Origin of the sequence: Planococcus circulans (genome assembly GCF_020023385.1) — a bacterium.
In the GTDB taxonomy this organism is placed as follows: Bacteria; Bacillota; Bacilli; order Bacillales_A; family Planococcaceae; genus Planococcus.
Map to the genome: position 1 here is coordinate 109,737 of NZ_JAIQCL010000009.1, position 19,916 is coordinate 129,652.

The window sequence follows — 19,916 nt, forward strand, 5'->3', positions numbered from 1 at the left end:
CTTTATACGGGCGCTTACGCTTTTCTTTGTCCAGACTCCAGCAGCCAGCCCCTCGAGTCGCTTCAGCCTTGCCAAGAATGGCTGAAGAACGCCATTACCGGCAAGGCTTCCAGCGCTTGTCGGCGCTTAACGGCTGCTTGCGCTTTTCTATTAGAAAGAAGGTATACAATGTTAACTTTATACACACGTTCGAACTGTCCATTATGCGATGAAGCCAAACTGATGATCCAGCTCGTTAACGAAGACTTTCCATTGCCTTATCAGGAAGTCGATATCGAAANCGCTTAACGGCTGCTTGCGCTTTTCTATTAGAAAGAAGGTATACAATGTTAACTTTATACACACGTTCGAACTGTCCATTATGCGATGAAGCCAAACTGATGATCCAGCTCGTTAACGAAGACTTTCCATTGCCTTATCAGGAAGTCGATATCGAAAGTGACGAAGCATTGCATGAAAAATACATGCTAATGATTCCCGTACTGGAAAAAGACAATGAAATATTGCTATATGGAAATATCGGTTACCTAGAATTACTGGAAGCGTTAGAAATTTAACGCTTCTTTTTATTTGCAATTAAAAGAATCATTAGGTAGAATGATTTTAGTGGGACACAAAATATTCTATTGGGACAAAAAACGTCCAGCTAGAACGGAGTGAAAACATGGATGCATTATCTGACGCTCAGCAAAAACTGATGCCGGAAATGTCCGAACTCCTGAAAAAGCGTTACCAGATTTTACAGACAATCAATTTGGAACAACCGATCGGCAGACGAACTTTAAGTGAAGTTGCCGGTGCAACAGAACGGGAAATCAGAAAAGAAACCGATCTCCTGCGCAATCAGCAGTTGATTGAGATGAAGACAGCAGGCATGACAGTTACTTCTCAGGGTCTGGAAGTGCTGGAAAAGTTAAAGGTTTTCGTTCGCGAAATGTCTGGATTGACAGACATGGAAAAACAGCTGCAAACAATTTTGAAGATCTCGAAAGTGGTCATTTTGCCGCAGGACAGCGATGAGATTCCAGCAGTGAAAACCCATATCGGCAAAGAAGCTGCCCGTCTTTTGGAAGCATTATTCATCCGCCATAAGAAAATAGCTGTTACTGGCGGCAGCACAATGGCTGCCATTTCCAAAGAATTATCCATCAGCAAACCTGATCGGGCACTTCAATTTATCGCAGCCCGCGGTGGATTGGGAGAAGATGTACTTCATCAGGCCAATACGATCGCAGCGGCATTTGCCGAAAAAACAGGTGGTTCGTTCAAAACGCTTTACTTGCCTGATCACTTAAGTGCCGAAGCATTTGCAATGATGATGAAAGAGCCCGTGATCAAGGAAATGATGGACTTGTATGATCAGACTGATGTAGTGGTCCATGGCATAGGCAATGCGGAAGAGATGGCGGTCCGCCGCCACTCTTCTTTAGAAGAAGTAGAGAAGATACGTTCGGGCGGAGCGGTTAGTGAGGCTTTCGGCTATTATTTCGATAAAGACGGAAAAATTGTTTATCGCATCCGCACAGCGGGCATTCAATTGGAGCAGGTACAAAAAGCTTCGACTATTTTAGCGGTTGCCGGTGGAGGTTCCAAAGCAAGAGCGATTTTATCTTATTTCAAGAATGCGCCAAAACCGACAGTGCTGGTCACAGACGAAGGCGCCGCACGAAAAATACTTGGATTGACTAAAAAATTGGAGGAATTATAAATGACTTTAAAATTAGCAATTAACGGATTTGGACGTATTGGACGCATCGTATTTCGTGGAGCAATGGCAAACGAAGAAGTGGAAGTTGTTGCAGTAAATGACTTGACTGACGCTAAAATGTTGGCTCACCTTCTAAAATACGATTCTATTCACGGAACATTGGATGCAGAAGTTTCAGCAGAAGGCGACAACATTGTTGTCAACGGCAAAACAATCCGTGTATTCTCTGAAAAAGATCCATCAAACCTTCCTTGGGGAGAGCTTGGCGTAGACATCGTTGTCGAATCGACTGGATTCTTCACAGACACAGCTTCTGCTTCGAAACATATCGAAGCTGGCGCGAAGAAAGTCATCGTTTCAGCACCGGGTAAAAACGGCATGAAGACACTTGTTATGGGAGTTAACCATGAAACATACAACCCTGAAGAGCATGATGTGGTTTCAAACGCTTCTTGTACAACAAACGGCCTTGCCGGCATTTCTAAAGTATTGAATGACCGTTTCGGCATCAAGCATGCAATGATGACAACGATCCACTCTTACACAAATGACCAAATCCTTTTGGATTCTCCACACAAAGATTACCGTCGTGCACGTGCAGCTGCAGAATCAATGATTCCGACAACAACTGGAGCAGCAGTAGCTGTATCACAAGTGTTGCCTGAATTGAAAGGCAAAATTGATGGAATGGCTATCCGTGTACCAACATCAAACGTTTCATTGATTGACCTGGTAGTGGATCTTGAGCAAAAAGTAACTGCTGAAGACGTCAATAATGCTTTGAAAGAAGCGACTGAAAACGAATTGAAAGGTTACCTTGAATACAGCGACCTTCCATTAGTTTCAAAAGACTACAACGGCAATACTGCTTCTTCAACAGTTGATGGTTTATCAACAATGGCACTTGGCGATAACATGGTCAAAGTCCTAGCTTGGTACGACAATGAATCTGGTTATTCAGGACGTTGTATCGACCTTGCATTGCATATGTATAAAACGGGTTTGTAATCCCAAAATCATAGCTTAATTACCAATGAACCTCTATAATAAAAGAGGGTAAAAGGGGCGGGGACATACCCCGCTCCTTATTTTTTTGAATACAAATAGGAGGTATTTTCATGCAGCAGAAAATGACCATGAAAGATTTGGATTTGAAAGGAAAACGTGTATTTTGCCGTGTCGATTTCAATGTACCGATGGAAGAAGGCAAAGTGACGGATGATACAAGAATCCGCGCAGCTGTGCCAACCATTGAATACTTGATCGAACAAGGAGCAAAAGTTATTTTGGCGAGCCATTTGGGCAGACCTAAGGGCGAGGTCAACGAAGACATGAGACTGGCTGCCACAGGTGTCCGTTTGGGTGAATTGTTACATAAAGAAGTGAAAAGCCTAGACGAATCGATCGGGGAAAAAGTCGAGCAGGAGATTTCAGCAATGCAGGAAGGCGACATCATCCTGCTTGAAAATGTCCGCTTCCATCCGGGAGAAGAAAAGAACGATGAAGAGCTCGCAAAAGCATTTGCTGCGCTGGCGGATGTCTTCGTCAACGATGCTTTCGGTGCAGCTCACCGGGCACACGCATCAACAGCCGGCATTGCAAGCCATTTGCCAGCCGTGTCAGGTTTGCTGCTGGAAAAAGAACTTGATGTTTTAGGCAAGGCCTTATCCGAACCAGAACGTCCATTTACAGCAATCATCGGCGGGGCTAAAGTGAAAGATAAGATTGGCGTCATTGATCATCTATTGGATAAAGTTGACAATTTGTTGATTGGCGGAGGGCTTTCGTATACCTTTATCAAAGCGCAAGGCTATGAAATCGGAAACTCCCTTGTAGAAGAAGATAAATTAGAGCTCGCGAACTCGTTCATCGAAAAAGCAAAACAAAAAGGCGTTAAATTCTATTTGCCGATTGATGCAACTGTAGCCAGCGAATTTTCAAAAGATGCTGATACGAAAAGTGTGAAAATCGAAGAAATTCCGGCGGACTGGATGGGCTTGGATATTGGGCCAGAAACCGCAGCGTTGTACGCGGATGTCATCAAGGATTCGAAGTTGATCATCTGGAACGGACCGATGGGCGTATTTGAAATGCCGGCATTCGAAAACGGCACGAAATCAGTGGCGCAGGCGATGGCAGAAACCTCAGGCTATACCGTAATCGGCGGCGGGGATTCCGCTGCAGCTGTTGAGAAATTCCATGTAGCTGAAAAGATGGACCATATATCCACTGGCGGCGGTGCATCACTGGAGTTTATGGAAGGCAAGGACTTGCCGGGTGTCAGTGCATTAACCGACAAGTAAAACGAGTGATTTGAAAGGGAGTGCTTTTGTGAGAAAACCAATTATTGCAGGAAACTGGAAAATGTACAAAACAGCAACAGAGGCAAAACAATTTGTCGAAGAAGTAAACGGCTTGGTGCCGGATGCTGAAAAACTGGATGCTGTCATTTGCGCACCGGCGCTATTTTTGGCGCAGCTGGTCGTATCTGCAGAAGGAAGCCCGCTTCAAATCGGCGCACAAACCATGTCCGCAGAAGACGAAGGTGCATTTACAGGCGAAATCAGCCCTGTTCAATTGACGGATATCGGTGTGAAGTATGTCATTATCGGACATTCGGAACGCCGCCAGTATTTCAACGAAACTGACGAATCGGCAAACCAAAAAGTAAAAGCTGCTTTCAACCATGGTTTAGTGCCAATTCTTTGCGTCGGAGAAACTTTGGAGCATCGTGAAAATGGTGAAACCGGTGCTGTTGTAGAAGCGCAAGTGGAAAAAGGGATTTCCGGTTTGACTGAAGAGCAAATCACGCAATTGGTCATTGCCTACGAGCCTATCTGGGCAATCGGAACAGGAAAAACCGCTACTGCTGAAGACGCCAATGAAGTTTGTGGAATTGTCCGCAAAAAAGTGGCTGCGTTGTATAACGAACAGGCTGCTGAGCAGCTTCGCGTTCAATACGGCGGCAGCGTAAAACCGGCTAACATCGATGAATTAATGGGAATGGAACATATTGACGGAGCGTTGGTTGGCGGCGCAAGCTTGGAAGCCGACTCTTTTGTCAAATTGTTGGAGGCTGGTTCACATGCGTAAAACCGAACATCCAGCGGCGCTCATCATCTTAGATGGATTTGGATGCCGCGAAGAGACTTTCGGTAATGCTGTAGCACAAGCCAACAAACCGAATTTCGATCGCCTATGGAAAACGTATCCGCATGAGTTGCTGACGGCTTCGGGCGAAGCTGTCGGATTGCCGGATGGCCAAATGGGCAATTCTGAAGTCGGCCATCTGAATATTGGTGCAGGCCGAATTGTTTACCAAAATTTGACCCGTATCAATAAGTCGATCCGCGATGGCGATTTTTATGAGAATGCCGCTTTTCTTGAAGCGGTCGGCAACGCCAAAAACCGCGGTAAAGCCCTTCACATTTTAGGGTTATTGTCTGATGGTGGCGTACACAGCCATTATGAGCATCTTTTCGCTTTGTTGAGACTTGCCAAGCAAGAGGGATTATCAGAAGTCTATGTCCACGGTTTCCTCGACGGCCGCGATGTAGGGCCGAGAACGGCTCTTAAATATGTAGAGCAAGCTGAACGCGAAATGGAAAAAATCGGTGTCGGTAAATTTGCATCGATCAGCGGACGCTATTATGCAATGGACCGCGACCAGCGCTGGGAACGTGCTGATCTGGCATACCGTGTGTTGGTTGATGGAATCGGAAAAACGGCTCCTTCGGCAAATGCCGGCATTACGTATTCATACGACTTGGACGTTTCAGACGAATTTGTCGTGCCATTTGCCATCGTTGAAGACGGCAAGCCAGTGGCTACCATCGATTCGGGCGATTCGCTGATTTTCTTTAACTTCCGCCCAGACCGTTCCATTCAATTGACATCCGCATTTATCCGGGAAGATTTCACGGGATTCCCGTTAAGCGCTAAACATCCGAAAGATTTAAGCTATATCACATTTACTTCCTATAGTGATGATTTGCCGACCCGTGTGGCGTTCGAAACACTGAATCTGGAAAATACCATCGGTGAAGTGGTATCGGCTAATGGATTGACTCAGCTTCGGATTGCCGAAACTGAAAAATATCCGCATGTCACTTTCTTTATGAGTGGAGGACGCGAAGACGTCTTTCCTGGTGAAGACCGTATACTCGTAGCATCGCCGAAAGTTGCTACATACGATCTGCAGCCTGAAATGAGTGCTTATGAAGTGACAGACCGTTTAGTGGAGCAGATAGAAGCTGGCGCACACGATGCCATCATCCTGAATTTCGCTAATCCGGACATGGTCGGCCACAGCGGCTTGCTGGAACCGACCATCCGTGCCATTGAAGTCGTAGATGAGTGCTTGGGCCGCATAGTTGATGCATTGCATGCACAAGGTGGTTCGGCGTTGATCACTGCTGACCATGGCAATGCCGATGAAGTCCGCACGGTTGAAGGTTTGCCGATGACGGCGCATACTACAAACCAGGTGCCGGTGATTTTGACGAAATCAGGTCACGTACTTCGAAAAGGCGGCATTCTTGCCGATCTGGCACCAACAATTTTAAAAATGCTGGATATTGAACAACCGATTGAAATGACAGGAAAACCATTATATTAAAAGGGAGCTGTTTTAATTGCCAATTATCACACAAATTCAAGCACGCGAAGTATTAGATTCACGAGGAAACCCAACAATCGAAGTTGAGGTATTCACAGAAAGCGGCGCATTTGGCCGCGCGATCGTACCTTCAGGCGCTTCTACAGGCGAACACGAAGCAGTCGAGCTCCGTGATGGCGACAAGAGCCGTTTCCTTGGAAAAGGCGTATTAAAAGCAGTCGAGTTTGTTGATACTGAAATTGCGGAAGCGTTAGAGGAAAAATACTCAGTGCTGGACCAGGTATCAATCGATAACGCGATGATCGAATTGGACGGAACAGAAAACAAAGGCCGTTTAGGCGCTAACGCTATTCTGGGCGTTTCATTGGCCGTTGCACACGCTGCAGCTGACTACCTGGACGTTCCACTTTATCAATACTTGGGCGGCTTTAACGCAAAACAATTGCCGGTTCCAATGATGAACATCTTAAATGGCGGCGAACACGCGGACAACAATGTGGACATTCAGGAATTCATGGTAATGCCGGTTGGAGCAGAATCTTTCCGTGAAGCGGTTCAGATGGGTGCAGAAATCTTCCATAACCTGAAAGCTGTATTGAAGGAAAAAGGCTATAACACTTCTGTTGGAGATGAAGGCGGATTTGCTCCGAACTTAGGTTCGAACGAAGAAGCATTGACGACTATCCTGGAAGCAATTGAAAAAGCAGGCTACAAAGCGGGCACAGATGTACTGCTAGCGATGGATGTTGCTTCTTCTGAAATCTATGATAAAGAAAAAGGCGTCTACAACCTTCCTGGCGACAACACTGTGAAAACTTCTGCAGAAATGGTTGACTGGTACGAAGAACTTTGCAATAAATACCCGATCATTTCAATCGAAGATGGATTGGATGAAAACGATTGGGCTGGACACAAATTATTGACTGAACGAATCGGCGATCGAGTTCAATTGGTTGGAGATGATCTATTCGTTACCAACACGAAGAAATTGGCTCAAGGAATCGAAGAAGGCATCGGTAACTCAATCCTGATCAAAGTTAACCAAATTGGTACGTTGACAGAAACTTTTGATGCAATTGAAATGGCAAAACGCGCTGGCTACACAGCAGTCATCAGCCACCGTTCAGGCGAATCGGAAGATGTCACCATTGCGGACATCGCTGTTGCAACGAATGCAGGACAGATCAAAACAGGTGCTCCATCCCGTACGGACCGAGTTGCGAAATACAACCAATTATTGCGCATCGAAGATCAGCTGTTTGAAACAGGCCAATACCTTGGCTTGAAAACTTTCTACAACTTGAAAAAATAAAAAATAGAGGCATTTGCCTCTATTTTCTATTGCTATTGTCACAGGTCACAATTTTTGGTAAACTTAGATTTGTTGTGAACGTTCTTTTCAGGAGGTGGAATTTATGCATACGTTGTTAATGACATTACTCGTCATCGTATCGCTCGCATTAATCGTTGTCGTTTTATTGCAATCTGGAAAAAGTGCAGGTCTTTCAGGAGCCATCTCCGGTGGAGCAGAGCAACTTTTCGGCAAGCAAAAAGCTCGTGGTTTGGACTTGGTCCTTCACCGGGTTACGATCGTACTTGCTGCCTTATTCTTTATTCTGGCTGTTGCCGTAACGAAAGTTTAATGTAGATGATTAAATCGCCTGACCATACATGGTTGGGCGTTTTCTTTTAGTATTGGAATGGAGGGATCATGATGCGGATTTCGCAGCCAAAACCATTTTTCTTTAAATCAGGTCCACGTGCCGTACTTCTTTTGCACGGCTTTACAGGGAACTCGGCGGATGTACGCATGCTCGGCCGGTTTTTGGAAACGAAAGGGTATACAAGCATTGCTCCGCATTACGCGGGCCATGGCGTCGCGCCTGAAGAATTGATCGGCACCGGTCCAGAGGATTGGTGGAAAGACGTAGAACAGGCATATGAGACATTGCTTGAAGAAGGCTATACCGAGATTGCAGTAGCGGGACTGTCACTGGGCGGCGTATTCAGCCTGAAATTAGGGTATACAAAGCCTATCAAGGGAATTGTCACCATGTGTGCGCCGATGTATATGAAAACCACCGACCTCATGTATGAAGGTGTGCTGAAATATGCACGTGAATACAAGAATTATGAAGGAAAAAACGATGACCTTATCGAAGAAGAAATGAAGGCTTTCCAGGAGCGGCCGATGGAATCGCTGGCCGATCTGCGTGCCTTGATTGCAGATGTCAAAGAGCAGGTGGACCATGTCTATGCTCCTTTGTTCGTCGTCCAGGGCAGACTGGATAATGTCATCAATACGGATTCGGCAAATGTTATCTATGAAAACGCCGAATCGACCCAAAAACAGATTAAGTGGTATGAAAACTCAGGCCATGTCATTACGCTTGATAAAGAGAAAAAGCAATTGCACGAAGACATTTTCGCATTTCTCGAATCGCTTGATTGGAGTGTGTGAACCGTCATAAAGGAGGAGTTAGATTTGGGAAACACCGATCGTTCATTGGAACAGCGCTTATTGGTTTTCATGCGTGAAGAAGCTTATAAGCCGCTGACTGTACAGGAAATAGAAGAACAATTCGGTTTTGAAGATGCCGATGAATTCAAGGAACTGGTGAAAACTTTAGTGCGCCTGGAAGAAACGGGGACACTGGTCCGCTCCAGATCCAACCGCTACGGTGTACCGGAGCGCATGAATCTGATGCGCGGAAAATTTATTGGACATCCTAAAGGATTCGGTTTCGTGGCACCTGAAGAAGCCGGTTTGGATGATGTCTTTATTCCGCCGACTGAAACGAACGGTGCAGTAAACGGCGATAAAGTACTGATCCGTGTTTCTGAAGGATCTTCAGGAGACCGCCGTGAAGGCGCCATTATCCGGATTATTGAACGCGGTACGACAAAAGCCGTCGGAACTTTCCAGGAAAACAAAGGCTTCGGTTTTGTCGTCACAGACGATAAGAAAATGAATATGGACATCTTTATCGCCAAGGATGATACATTAGGCGCGGTAGACGGCCATAAAGTGGTTGTGGAAATTACCGGATGGCCAGAAGGCAGAAAGTCTGCAACAGGGATGGTCACACAGATTCTTGGCCATAAGAATGACCCGGGTGTTGATATACTTTCCATTATCCATAAATACGGAATCGAAACGGAATTCCCGCCGGATGTTTTGGAACAGGCAAATAATGTGCCGGATGAAATCGACCCGGCTGATTTAACGGATCGCCGCGATTTGCGAAGCGAACAGATCGTAACGATTGATGGAGCTGATGCTAAAGATTTGGATGATGCCGTCCAGGTCGTGAAGTATGAAGATGGCACCTATAAATTAGGCGTACATATCGCTGATGTCAGCCATTATGTAACGGAAGGCTCTGCGATTGACCGCGAAGCCTATGACCGCGCGACAAGCATCTACTTGACCGACCGCGTCATTCCGATGATTCCACATCGCTTGTCAAATGGCATTTGTTCATTGAATCCACAGGTGGACCGCCTGACTTTGTCCTGCGAAATGATTTTCAATGACCAGGGTGAAGTAGTTTCCCATGATATATTCCAGAGCGTCATCAATACGTCAGCACGCATGACCTATACAGACGTTTATGAAATTTTAGAGCAGGACAACCAGGAGCTGAAAGAACAATACAGTGAATTGGTCCCGATGTTCGAATTGATGAAAGAGCTGGCTGAAGTTCTGCGCACGAAGCGGATGCGCCGCGGTGCCATCGATTTCGATTTCAAGGAATCCAAAGTATTGGTGGATGAAAACGGCTATCCAGTGGATGTAGTTGTCCGCGAACGCACAGTAGCTGAGCGTCTGATTGAAGAATTCATGCTGGCTGCCAATGAAACAGTAGCTGAACATTTCCATCGCATGGAAGTTCCTGCTATTTATCGGATCCACGAAGATCCAAAGCCTGAAAAACTGCAGCGCTTTTTCGAATTCGTAACGAATTTCGGGATCGTGGTAAAAGGCTCAGGCACACAGATTCATCCGAAAGCTTTGCAGGAAATTGTTGAATCCATTGCAGGAACTCCGGAAGAGCCGGTTATTTCCACGATGATGCTTCGTTCGATGCAGCAGGCGAAATACTCGTCTGAAAGCTTGGGACATTTTGGCTTATCGACCGAATTCTATACACATTTCACATCACCGATTCGTCGTTATCCCGATTTGGTCGTGCATCGCCTAATCCGCACGTACTTGATTGAGAAGGATTTATCACAAAAAACAATCGCTTACTGGGATGCCAACATGGATGATATCGCTACACATACATCTGAACGTGAGCGCCGTGCAGTAGAAGCTGAACGTGATACGGATGCTTTGAAGAAATCACAGTTCATGGCTGATAAAATCGGCGAACAGTTTACCGGAATCATTTCTTCTGTAACGAATTTCGGTTTGTTTATCGAACTGGAGAATACGATTGAAGGCCTGGTCCACGTTTCCAATATGACGGATGATTATTACCGTTTTGACGATCGCAGCATGATGATGATCGGCGAGCGCAATAAACGCCAATTCCGAATCGGTGACGAAATTGAAATCAAAGTCATCGGCGTAAAACCAGAAGAATCATCGATTGATTTCGAAATTGTCGGTATGGTGCAAAACACACGCCAGTCGAGAAGAGAGCAGCCGAAAGTGATTCGCGCCACGAAAAAAGATGACGGTGGAAAACCAAGACGCGACGGCAAAAAGCCTGAAGGCGGCGGACCAACCCGCAAACCGAAAAACAAAAAGAAAAAGTTCTACGAAGACGCAGCCAAAAAAGGACGCAACAAGAAAAAATAAAAAAGCGGCTCCAGGGCCGCTTTTTTGAATCTAGCTGAGGTGAAACCACATGGCCAAAGGAGAAGGCAAAGTAATCGCCCAAAACAAGAAAGCCGGTTTCGATTATTTCATAGAAGAAACGATCGAGGCAGGGATTGTCTTGCAGGGCACAGAAATCAAATCGGCACGAAACGGCAAAGTCCAGTTGAAGGAATCGTTTGTACGGATCCGAAACGGGGAAGCCTGGATTTCAAATATGCACATCAGCCCTTATGATCAGGGCAATCAGTTTAATCACGACCCTACACGGTCACGCAAGCTTCTGCTGCATAAAAAGCAGATTACGGATTTAGAGGCCCATTCAAAAGTGCAGGGTTCTGCCATCATTCCGCTGAAGATGTATTTGAAGGACGGCTTCGCCAAAATTCTGCTCGGTGTCGGTAAAGGGAAGAAGAACTACGACAAACGGGAAGATTTGAAGAAAAAAGACGCGAAACGCCAAATCGACCGTGCAATAAAAGAATACAACCGCTAGAACTTGAAGTCTGACCAATGTTGTCTTATAATAGGGATATAGCACATGAAGCTGTTTATTCATCTTCCGTGTCTCTTTTTAATAAGGGGACGTTACGGATTCGACAGGGATGATCTGGGCTTGGGTCGCGCGTCGGAGGGTCGGCTCCGTCATCAACGTATTTATAACAACTGGCAAAACAAACCAAAACCTAGCATTCGCAGCGTAAGCTCGGATCTGCTTTATCTATCCATCGCCCATGTGGCTGGGTAAAGCTCAACTTTAGTGGGATACAACGTTTGCTGCCATCTGAGGCAACCGGGAGAGATTCACAGATTAGTGCCCAGGACGCCTGCTTATTGGCAGAATGGTGCATGAAACCCCAATGAATAAGCTACACGCGTAGACGCTCAAGTAGCGGAGTTTCTGGACGCGGGTTCGACTCCCGCCGTCTCCATAGTGAGATTAATACCGTATTTCAAAAACGCCAAAACCTTTGATAAGGTTTTGGCGTTTTTTGTGTTGTGTACGGAACCGTTGATTTCCGCGGGCATGGCTTCCTTCGCTTCCTCCGCTGCAATCAACTGAAGAGATTCCACTAGTATTAAAAGTTGTATCTTAAAATGAATAGTATTAATCATCTTTTAGTCAGCGGATAAAGTTAAGCCAGAAAGAAGAGTTTTTTGAGGGGTTAAAGAAATGGTGATTGGCGATGAATAGTATTACTAAGTTTTTAACGATATTTGCAATCTTAGCAAAAATCTAATAAGGTTCACTTCATTAAATTAAGGTATATTATATTCGTAATAGATTCTCTGTAGAGACAAGAAAAGTAGGTGGAAAAAGTGGGGAAATTCGGATTGGATAGCAAAGGACAGGTAGCTGTGACAAAGTATCATGAAAAACACAAGCCTGCCAAATTTGATAAAAAGCAGCAACTTGAAAAAATACGTGCTGAGTATTTGAAAAAGAAGGAAAAACAAACAGATAACTAATAGGAATGAAAACATAGGGAGTTTAAAATTTCCCTATGTTTTTCTTATTTGAAACACTTTTTTAATTTTGGAATTAATCGACATATACTAATTATCAGAAGGTCTATAAACTAAGGTCATTAGTACTTCATACTCACTAGTAAGTAAAACAGTCAAATAAATAAGTAAGAAAACGCCTAAAACCTTTGTGGCTGTAAGTCTTATTAATTGAAGCAGAAACTTCTATTAAGTAAGCTACACGCGTAGCCGCTCAAGTAGCGGAGTTTCTGGACGCGCATTCGACTCTCGCCGTCTCCATAGTGAGATAAAGTACGTCAAATCCTTTAGAGGTTTTGGCGTTTTTTTGTTGTTCCACAAGTTATTGATTTCCGATGCGGTGAAAGCTTTAGCATATGGCTTACAAAATAGAAATTAATGAATGTAAAATGTTATACAATGTATATTATTTTGATAGCTCTTGAAACAATTTCTTCATAAGTGATATGGAAGCACGTATATTAAAGTACACGTGTTGTCATTCTGAGCCTAGCCACATAAATTTACAAGAAACACCTTATTCTATAGCCCAAATTGTATTGACAAGAAAGCTCAATATCATTATAGTTACAATATTGATATTGAGAATCATTATCATTCATTTGAACGAGAGAGGAATTACAAAACATGAAGAAGTTTAAGAGTAAAAAGGGTCTACTTATAGCATTCATCACATCTATTTTCGTTGTTATAGCAGGTTGTTCCAATAACGATGCTGCTTCCCAGTCTAGTGAAGGTGCAGAAGGGGCGCCGACTTCTATTGTGATGTCTTGGCCGCGGGACATCGGGTCCATGAATCCCCATGTTTATAATCCTTCGCAATTACTAACCCAGTCGATGATTTATGAACCCCTAGTCAGTTATGAAGAAGGTGGAAAGCTTAAACCCCATCTGGCAGAATCCTGGACAATTTCCGAAGATGGTCTTGAATATACATTTAAACTTCGTGAAAATGTTAAGTTTACAGACGGGTCTTCATTTAATGCTTCAATAGTGAAAAAGAACTTCGATACCATCATGGAAAATAAGAATTCCCATAGTTGGCTCGGCGTCATCAACGTACTTGAGAAAACAGAAGTCATCGACGAGCAGACATTTAAAATGGTGTTATCAGAACCTTATTATCCTGCACTTCAGGATTTGGCAGTTGTTCGTCCGGTGAGATTCCTTGGGGAGTCGGGATTCCCTGAAGATGGCGATACGTCAAAAGGAATTACAGAGCCGGTGGGAACAGGACCCTGGGTTTTGGAAGACTATAAAAAAGACGAATATGCTACATTTACCCGGAACCCGGATTATTGGGGTGAAAGCCCGGAAGTTGAAAAAGTAACTATCAAAATTATTCCGGATGCTGAAACGCGTGTTTTGGCTTTTGAAAAAGGCGAATTGGACTTGATCTATGGGGAAGGTGCTATCAGCATGGATTCCTTTAACCACTTAAAAGAGTCAGGGGAATACAAAACGGACTTATCAGAGCCGGTTGGAACAAGAAGTTTGCTGTTGAACACTACAAATGACAAGCTCGCTGATTTAAAAGTACGCTTGGCTTTGCAGCATGGTTTCAACAAAGAAGCGATGGTGGACGGCATCACACTTGGAATAGAAGAGGAAGCGGATAAGATTTTATCCACCAATTTTCCTTATACTGATGTTGAAGTCGAGGCGATCGAGTACGATGTGGAAAAAGCTGCTTCCTACCTTGACGAAGCAGGATGGAAACTTCCTTCTGGAAAAGCAGTGCGAGAAAAGGGTGGCCAATCTCTTGAATTGGAATTGATGTACGATAAAACGGATCCTATCCAAAAAGCGATGGCTGAAACTCTTCAAGCTGAATGGTCAGCAATTGGTGTGAAGCTGGACATTATAGGAGTAGAGTTGACGGTCCAAATCGAACGTCGTAAAGCAGGAGATTTTGACGTTGATTTCTGGTATAACTATGGCGCTCCATATGATCCACATTCCTTCATCAACGTTGTTGCAGAAGAAGGCTGGGGCGTTTCAGAAGCTCACTCGAACCTGCCGATGAAAGACGAGTTGGACAAGCAGGTCGATAAGGCTCTTGCTTCCACTAATGATGCAGAACGCCAGAAGCTTTATGGAACAATTTTAAAAACATTACAGGAACAATCAGTTATCGTACCGGTTTCGTATATGAAAAAGACAGTTGTTTATCAGAATGGCATTGAAGAATTTGTGTTTCCAGCTAATCGCGATGAACACCCTTTCAATGAAATGAAAGTAAGCCAGTAATCAACGGAGAGGACCAGTCATGTTTATCTATCTTATAAAACGGCTCCTTGCTGTTATTCCTATTATTCTCTTTGCTATTTTTCTGATGTTTGTACTGATACGCTTCTCCCCGGTTGATCCGGCTGAAGCGTATCTAGCTGCTGCTAATATACATCCAACTGATGAGATTCTAGCTGAGAAAAGACATGAGTTCGGTTTAGATCAGCCATTGCTTGTCCAATATGTTCAAACTGTTAAGGACGTTGTTCAATTGGATTTTGGCAACTCGTATGTGACAAATACATCTGTTTGGCAAGAAATTGCCACTAGAATGCCCGCAACCATTCAACTTGCTGTCAGCAGCATCATTCTTTCTCTTGTCATCAGTGTTCCTTTAGGGTTCTTAGCAGCAGTTTATAAAAACAGCCTGATCGATCACTTGAGCAGGCTTCTTTCTTATTTAGGTGCTTCCATTCCACAATTTTGGCTAGGCTATGTACTGATTTTTCTCTTTTCTGTCAAACTGGACATGTTTCCGGTGGAAGGAAGGGGAACATGGCAGCATTTCGTACTGCCAAGCATTACGTTGTCCTTAGCATTAATTGCGATTTACACTCGTTTGCTTCGCGCAAGTGTGTTGGATGAATTGGAAAATGTATATGTAGTCTATGGCCGTACACGAGGCATTAAAGAAAAGACGATTATGGTGAAGCATGTGTTGAGAATTGCTATTTCTCCAATGCTGACAGGATTGGGTATGAATTTAGGGAAACTTCTCACGGGTACTATTATTGTCGAACAAGTTTTTTCCTGGCCGGGATTTGGACGTTTTTTTATAGAAGCGATATTTAACCGGGATATTCCAGTTATTCAAAGCTATGTTGTTCTGGCGGCGTGCCTGTTTATCATTTGCAATCTGATTGTCGATCTTGTGCAATTGTACATAGATCCACGTATTTCACGGAAGGGAATGGCTCAATCTTGATTTCTAGCGTACAAATGGCCAGCAAAAGCAAATGGGCGCTTATCCTAAGTGCAGTCATATTGATTGTTTTTTTTCTGGTCAGTATTTTGGCGCCATGGATCGCTCCTCATGATCCCATCCAAGTGAATTTGGCCATTAAGCTATCTTCCCCTTCCTGGGAATATCCGCTCGGCACTGATCATTTAGGGCGTTGCAATTTATCGCGTCTTTTATACGGAGCGCGTGTTTCCTTAGGGTTTGCCTCTTTGATTTTTGCTGCATCTTTAGGTTTTGGGTTGATTGTCGGAATGCTTGCCGGATTCAAAGGGGGGTGGATTGACCTGTTGTTGATGCGGTTCTGTGACGGTGTCATGGCGTTTCCAAATCTGGTACTTGTCCTTGGCATCGTTGGTTTGTTAGGTCCTGGACTGTGGCAGGTGGTTATCGCACTCATGATGGTCCAGTGGGTATATTATGCACGAATGATCCGCGGCATGGTTGTCAGTATGAAAGAGCAGAACTTTATTGCGGCGGCTCGGATCAGCGGTTCTTCAACAGGGAAAATTATCAGGAGGCATCTACTGCCGAATGTCCTTCCCCCTATTATGGTCATGGGGACACTGGAGATGGGCTGGGCGATTATGGACATTTCTGCTCTATCGTTCCTTGGGCTTGGCATACAGCCACCTACGCCGGAGTGGGGCGCAATGATACAGGAAGGCAAAGCTTTTATCCGGAGCCAGCCTGAATTAATGATTTATCCAGGATTAATGATCTTGTTTGTGGTCATTTCATTCAACGTGTTGGGAGAATCTCTCTCGGAACGGCTTGGCGTAAAAAGACGTTATTAAAAAGGGGGATGGAGAAGATGGAAAAACAGCAAATTGCTTTGCAGGTAAAAGATCTGAGTATTGCGGTCAACACACCACATGGAGCGCTTCCGCTGGTTCAAAATCTGGAACTGGATTTGACTCCGGGTAAGGTTCTTGGGTTGGTAGGTGAGAGTGGCAGCGGAAAAACAGTCACATGCATGGCGCTTCTTCAATTGCTGAATCCGAAATCGATGACTGTAGAAGGAAGCATTCAATTGCATGGACAGGAGCTGAATGGCTTAAAGCAAAAGGAAATGCGAAGAGTCCTAGGCAAAGAAATTGGGTTCATTATGCAAAATCCAATGAATGCCTTTACACCTGTATACACGATCGGCAACCAATTTGTTGAAACCATCCGAACCCATACAGCATTAACAAAAAAACAAGCCATTGAGTTGGCTGTCTCTTCTTTAGAATCCATGAACTTGAAAGAGCCGTCTAAAATTATGAAAATGTATCCTTTTCAGCTCAGCGGCGGGATGCTCCAACGTGTCATGATCGCAATATCGATGTGTTTACGCCCCTCGGTTGTTATCGCTGATGAGCCGACAACTGCTCTTGATGTGACGAATCAGCTGCAAGTTCTAAGAGAGCTGGATCGACTTCGAACAGAATGCGGAACAACGATTTTGCTGATATCACATGATTTAGGCGTCATTTCGGAGCTGGCAGACGACGTGGCTGTCATGCGAAATGGCCGGATAATAGAAAAAGCGGATGTATTCCAATTGTTCGATCATCCAATGCATGAATACACAAAAAAACTATTGCAGGCAAGACCTGTATTACCAGTGAATGAACCATTGAGGAAACTGGTTATATAAAAATGACTGATAGGTAATAGAGTTGAAAAGTGAAGGAGGACGCACGGATGAGTCTATTGGAAGTGAAGAAGGTCACACATGCATATGGCTCACTGCGTTCTTTTTGGCGCCCCCAAACTGAAGCGGAAGTTCTTTCCGACGTTTCCTTTTCTATAGAGCAGGGAACATGCATGGGGCTTATTGGTACAAGCGGAGCTGGAAAAAGCACATTGGGAAAAGTGATTCTGGGACTAGAAAAACCCAAAAAAGGCCAGGTCCTGTTTCAGGGAGAAGACCTCTACACGATGAATTCCCAAATGCGCAGGCAGGTTCGGAGAAATCTTCAAGTAGTTTTTCAAGACAGTTACTCCTCGGTGAATCCTCGTTTGACCGCGGAAAAGATTATCGGGGAACCATTGGAAAACTACGAAAGGCTATCTGCTTCCGAACAAAAAAGAACGATTGGCCAGTTATTGGAACAGGTTGGATTACGTGCAGAGGACATGAAGAAGTTTCCAGGTCAATTTAGTGGCGGACAGTTGCAGCGGATCAGCATCGCAAGAGCCATAGCCTTAAAGCCGAAAATGATTGTTCTGGATGAATCAGTGAGCAGTCTTGATATGGTGAACCAGACAAATATATTGAAATTATTGGATGAGTTAAAGGATCAGTATGGCTTGTCTTATCTCTTTATCACACATGACATTCGGGCAGCGTATTCGATTTCAGACACCCTGACAGTTTTGGAAAAAGGGAGAATAGTTGAAACTTATTATGATAAAGATGAGATATTTACTTCTCCGCAACCGGCTGTGAAGAATCTAGTAGCTTCTATACTGCCTGAACATCCTCGAAATCGCACCATTGCTAACGGAAAACATTTTGTGCAAGTATGACGGAACACGTATCGGATTCATGCAGCATGATCAATTAATCGAAAAAGTCCAGGAAGCTTATGGCTATCCATAGACCTTGACTATTCATGGCATCGACCAATTCAATAGAAGAAACTCATCAAGAGCTGCCGATTCGGTTAACCGTAGCCACGTTCAATAAACGAGCGATTCATCTGTATAAAAAGCTGGGTTTTGCTTCAAGCGAGCAGTTCAACATTGATTCTGAATCATTTATGACGATGGTGAAAATAGGTTGAACTGGGTATCCCAAAAATCTTATTGGTGTTTCCCGGAAGAGCCAATTGAAGTCTTTTGACATAGCCGCTTTCAGCGTTGAAAGAATAAAATCCGCTTTATCTTACTCCGAATTAACGTTGAATGGTGAACAAACCGCCACATTCTCCCTTTTCCTAGATCTTTTGAGCGTCTGCAGAAATGGTTTTTGTTTTTCCCGCCGGGCTGAACGTGCTACACTAACGGACATTAAGTTTGAGAGGGGTAAACATATGATTAAAAAATGGTTCTTGACTATCGTAATGGGAGGATCCATGGCAGCACTCGCTGCGTGTGGTGGTGAAACAGCAGAAGAGACGAACGAAGAATCGGCACCACAGGAGGAAGCAGCAGCTACAGAAGAAGGCAGTACTGAACAACCCGAAATGCCTGAACCTGATTTAGAAGGCGTGCCTGAGGTAGTGGCGGAAGTGAATGGTGAAGAAATCGTGAAAGAGGATTTTGAATCCGCTTATACTGGGCAATTCCAGCAAATGGCTATGCAAGCCCAAATGAGCGGTCAGGAAGTTGACCAGGCTCAGTTGAAAGAGCAGGTTGCTGAAAGTTTAGTGGCGCAGGAACTTCTGGTTCAGGAAACTGAAAAGCAGAAGTTGACGGCATCAGAAGAAGAAACCAATGCAGCGCTAGAGGCACTGGCTCAACAAAATGGACTCGAATCTTCTGAAGAATTTCTGGCTGCACTCGAAGAGCAGGGAATCTCTAAAGAAGAAGTCATGAAGCAGGTTGAAGCCCAAGTGAAAATAGAACAATTGATTGCAAAAGAAACTGGGGAAGTCGAACCGACGGATGAAGAACTCCAAACCTTTTACGATCAAGCACAAGCCCAGCAAGAAGAGTCGGGTGGCGAAGAACTTCCAGCTTTCGAAGAAGTGAAGCCTCAGCTTGCTGAACAGGTGAAGATGCAAAAAGAAGGGGAAGCTACACAAGCTTTAGTAGCGCAACTCCGTGAAGAAGCAGATGTTACGATTAATCTGTAATTAAGAAGCCAGATCCCCAACGGATCTGGTTTTTATTTGTTTTAAAAAGCTTACGTTCTATAGCTACGGGTATTGAATATATGTGGAATTTTCAGTTACATTATGAAGGTGCCTTATCCATCTGCAAAAGAAACAGAGGGTTTGACAGGACGGAGAATCTTCCGTATCCTTTACACTTGTGATAAAGAGAAACTTCAAGCAGCGGGGTTTTCAGCCGCGGC

Annotated in this window: 19 protein-coding genes and 1 other RNA gene; all 20 read left to right on the forward strand. The window is 44.4% G+C overall.

What is annotated here, in order from left to right; genetic code table 11:
* Positions 1 to 168: 168 nt before the first annotated feature.
* The 20 genes from K8U60_RS14825 to K8U60_RS14920 all read left to right on the forward strand — a co-directional run bounded on the left by K8U60_RS14825 (position 169) and on the right by K8U60_RS14920 (position 19,695).
* Complete coding sequence (locus K8U60_RS14825; protein ID WP_223641798.1) at positions 169 to 288, forward strand: glutaredoxin family protein; 120 nt, start codon at positions 169 to 171, stop codon at positions 286 to 288.
* 38 nt (positions 289 to 326) lie between these two features.
* Positions 327 to 557, forward strand: a complete 231-nt coding sequence (locus K8U60_RS14830) for a glutaredoxin family protein (protein ID WP_223641799.1) — start codon at positions 327 to 329, stop codon at positions 555 to 557.
* A 107-nt stretch (positions 558 to 664) separates the two neighbouring features.
* Positions 665 to 1,708 (forward strand): sugar-binding transcriptional regulator, encoded by a 1,044-nt coding sequence (locus K8U60_RS14835; RefSeq protein ID WP_223641800.1) that lies wholly within the window; start codon positions 665 to 667, stop codon positions 1,706 to 1,708.
* Positions 1,709 to 2,716, forward strand: a complete 1,008-nt coding sequence (gap, locus tag K8U60_RS14840; protein WP_223641801.1) for a type I glyceraldehyde-3-phosphate dehydrogenase — start codon at positions 1,709 to 1,711, stop codon at positions 2,714 to 2,716.
* A gap of 110 nt (positions 2,717 to 2,826) precedes the next feature.
* Entirely contained in the window at positions 2,827 to 4,011 is a 1,185-nt protein-coding gene (locus K8U60_RS14845; protein WP_223641803.1) for a phosphoglycerate kinase, read from the forward strand.
* Between the two features lie 28 nt (positions 4,012 to 4,039).
* Positions 4,040 to 4,801, forward strand: a complete 762-nt coding sequence (gene tpiA, locus K8U60_RS14850) for a triose-phosphate isomerase (protein ID WP_223641811.1) — start codon at positions 4,040 to 4,042, stop codon at positions 4,799 to 4,801.
* Entirely contained in the window at positions 4,794 to 6,326 is a 1,533-nt protein-coding gene (gene gpmI, locus K8U60_RS14855; RefSeq protein WP_223641813.1) for a 2,3-bisphosphoglycerate-independent phosphoglycerate mutase, read from the forward strand. The genes tpiA and gpmI overlap by 8 nt, the downstream gene beginning before the upstream one ends.
* Before the next feature lie 16 nt (positions 6,327 to 6,342).
* Positions 6,343 to 7,638 (forward strand): phosphopyruvate hydratase, encoded by a 1,296-nt coding sequence (eno, locus tag K8U60_RS14860; RefSeq protein ID WP_223641815.1) that lies wholly within the window; start codon positions 6,343 to 6,345, stop codon positions 7,636 to 7,638.
* 103 nt (positions 7,639 to 7,741) lie between these two features.
* The gene (secG, locus tag K8U60_RS14865; RefSeq protein WP_049694326.1) at positions 7,742 to 7,969 is read left to right on the forward strand and encodes a preprotein translocase subunit SecG; all 228 of its coding nucleotides are present in this window, start codon (positions 7,742 to 7,744) and stop codon (positions 7,967 to 7,969) included.
* 71 nt (positions 7,970 to 8,040) lie between these two features.
* Positions 8,041 to 8,787 carry an alpha/beta hydrolase gene (locus K8U60_RS14870; RefSeq protein ID WP_223642007.1) on the forward strand — a complete coding sequence of 249 codons (747 nt, stop codon included), beginning with the start codon at positions 8,041 to 8,043 and terminating at the stop codon, positions 8,785 to 8,787.
* A gap of 24 nt (positions 8,788 to 8,811) precedes the next feature.
* Positions 8,812 to 11,136 (forward strand): ribonuclease R, encoded by a 2,325-nt coding sequence (rnr, locus tag K8U60_RS14875; protein ID WP_223641817.1) that lies wholly within the window; start codon positions 8,812 to 8,814, stop codon positions 11,134 to 11,136.
* 49 nt (positions 11,137 to 11,185) lie between these two features.
* Complete coding sequence (gene smpB / locus K8U60_RS14880; protein ID WP_223641819.1) at positions 11,186 to 11,650, forward strand: SsrA-binding protein SmpB; 465 nt, start codon at positions 11,186 to 11,188, stop codon at positions 11,648 to 11,650.
* Positions 11,651 to 11,735: 85 nt separating this feature from the next.
* Positions 11,736 to 12,089: a transfer-messenger RNA gene (gene ssrA, locus K8U60_RS14885) on the forward strand.
* A gap of 385 nt (positions 12,090 to 12,474) precedes the next feature.
* Positions 12,475 to 12,624, forward strand: coding sequence for a hypothetical protein (locus K8U60_RS14890; RefSeq protein WP_223641821.1), 150 nt, complete (start codon positions 12,475 to 12,477; stop codon positions 12,622 to 12,624).
* 663 nt (positions 12,625 to 13,287) lie between these two features.
* Positions 13,288 to 14,910 carry a nickel ABC transporter substrate-binding protein gene (gene nikA / locus K8U60_RS14895; protein ID WP_223641823.1) on the forward strand — a complete coding sequence of 541 codons (1,623 nt, stop codon included), beginning with the start codon at positions 13,288 to 13,290 and terminating at the stop codon, positions 14,908 to 14,910.
* Positions 14,911 to 14,929: 19 nt separating this feature from the next.
* Positions 14,930 to 15,874, forward strand: coding sequence for a nickel ABC transporter permease subunit NikB (gene nikB / locus K8U60_RS14900; protein WP_223641827.1), 945 nt, complete (start codon positions 14,930 to 14,932; stop codon positions 15,872 to 15,874).
* Positions 15,871 to 16,704, forward strand: a complete 834-nt coding sequence (nikC, locus tag K8U60_RS14905) for a nickel ABC transporter permease subunit NikC (RefSeq protein ID WP_411730373.1) — start codon at positions 15,871 to 15,873, stop codon at positions 16,702 to 16,704. Before nikB ends, nikC begins: the two co-directional genes overlap by 4 nt.
* A 17-nt stretch (positions 16,705 to 16,721) precedes the next feature.
* Positions 16,722 to 17,549, forward strand: a complete 828-nt coding sequence (locus K8U60_RS14910; protein ID WP_411730374.1) for an ABC transporter ATP-binding protein — start codon at positions 16,722 to 16,724, stop codon at positions 17,547 to 17,549.
* A 47-nt stretch (positions 17,550 to 17,596) separates the two neighbouring features.
* The gene (gene nikE / locus K8U60_RS14915) at positions 17,597 to 18,424 is read left to right on the forward strand and encodes a nickel import ATP-binding protein NikE (protein WP_223641834.1); all 828 of its coding nucleotides are present in this window, start codon (positions 17,597 to 17,599) and stop codon (positions 18,422 to 18,424) included.
* 506 nt (positions 18,425 to 18,930) lie between these two features.
* On the forward strand, positions 18,931 to 19,695 hold the full coding sequence (locus K8U60_RS14920) for a SurA N-terminal domain-containing protein (protein ID WP_223641836.1): 765 nt from the start codon (positions 18,931 to 18,933) through the stop codon (positions 19,693 to 19,695).
* The last annotated feature ends 221 nt before the right edge of the window (positions 19,696 to 19,916 follow it).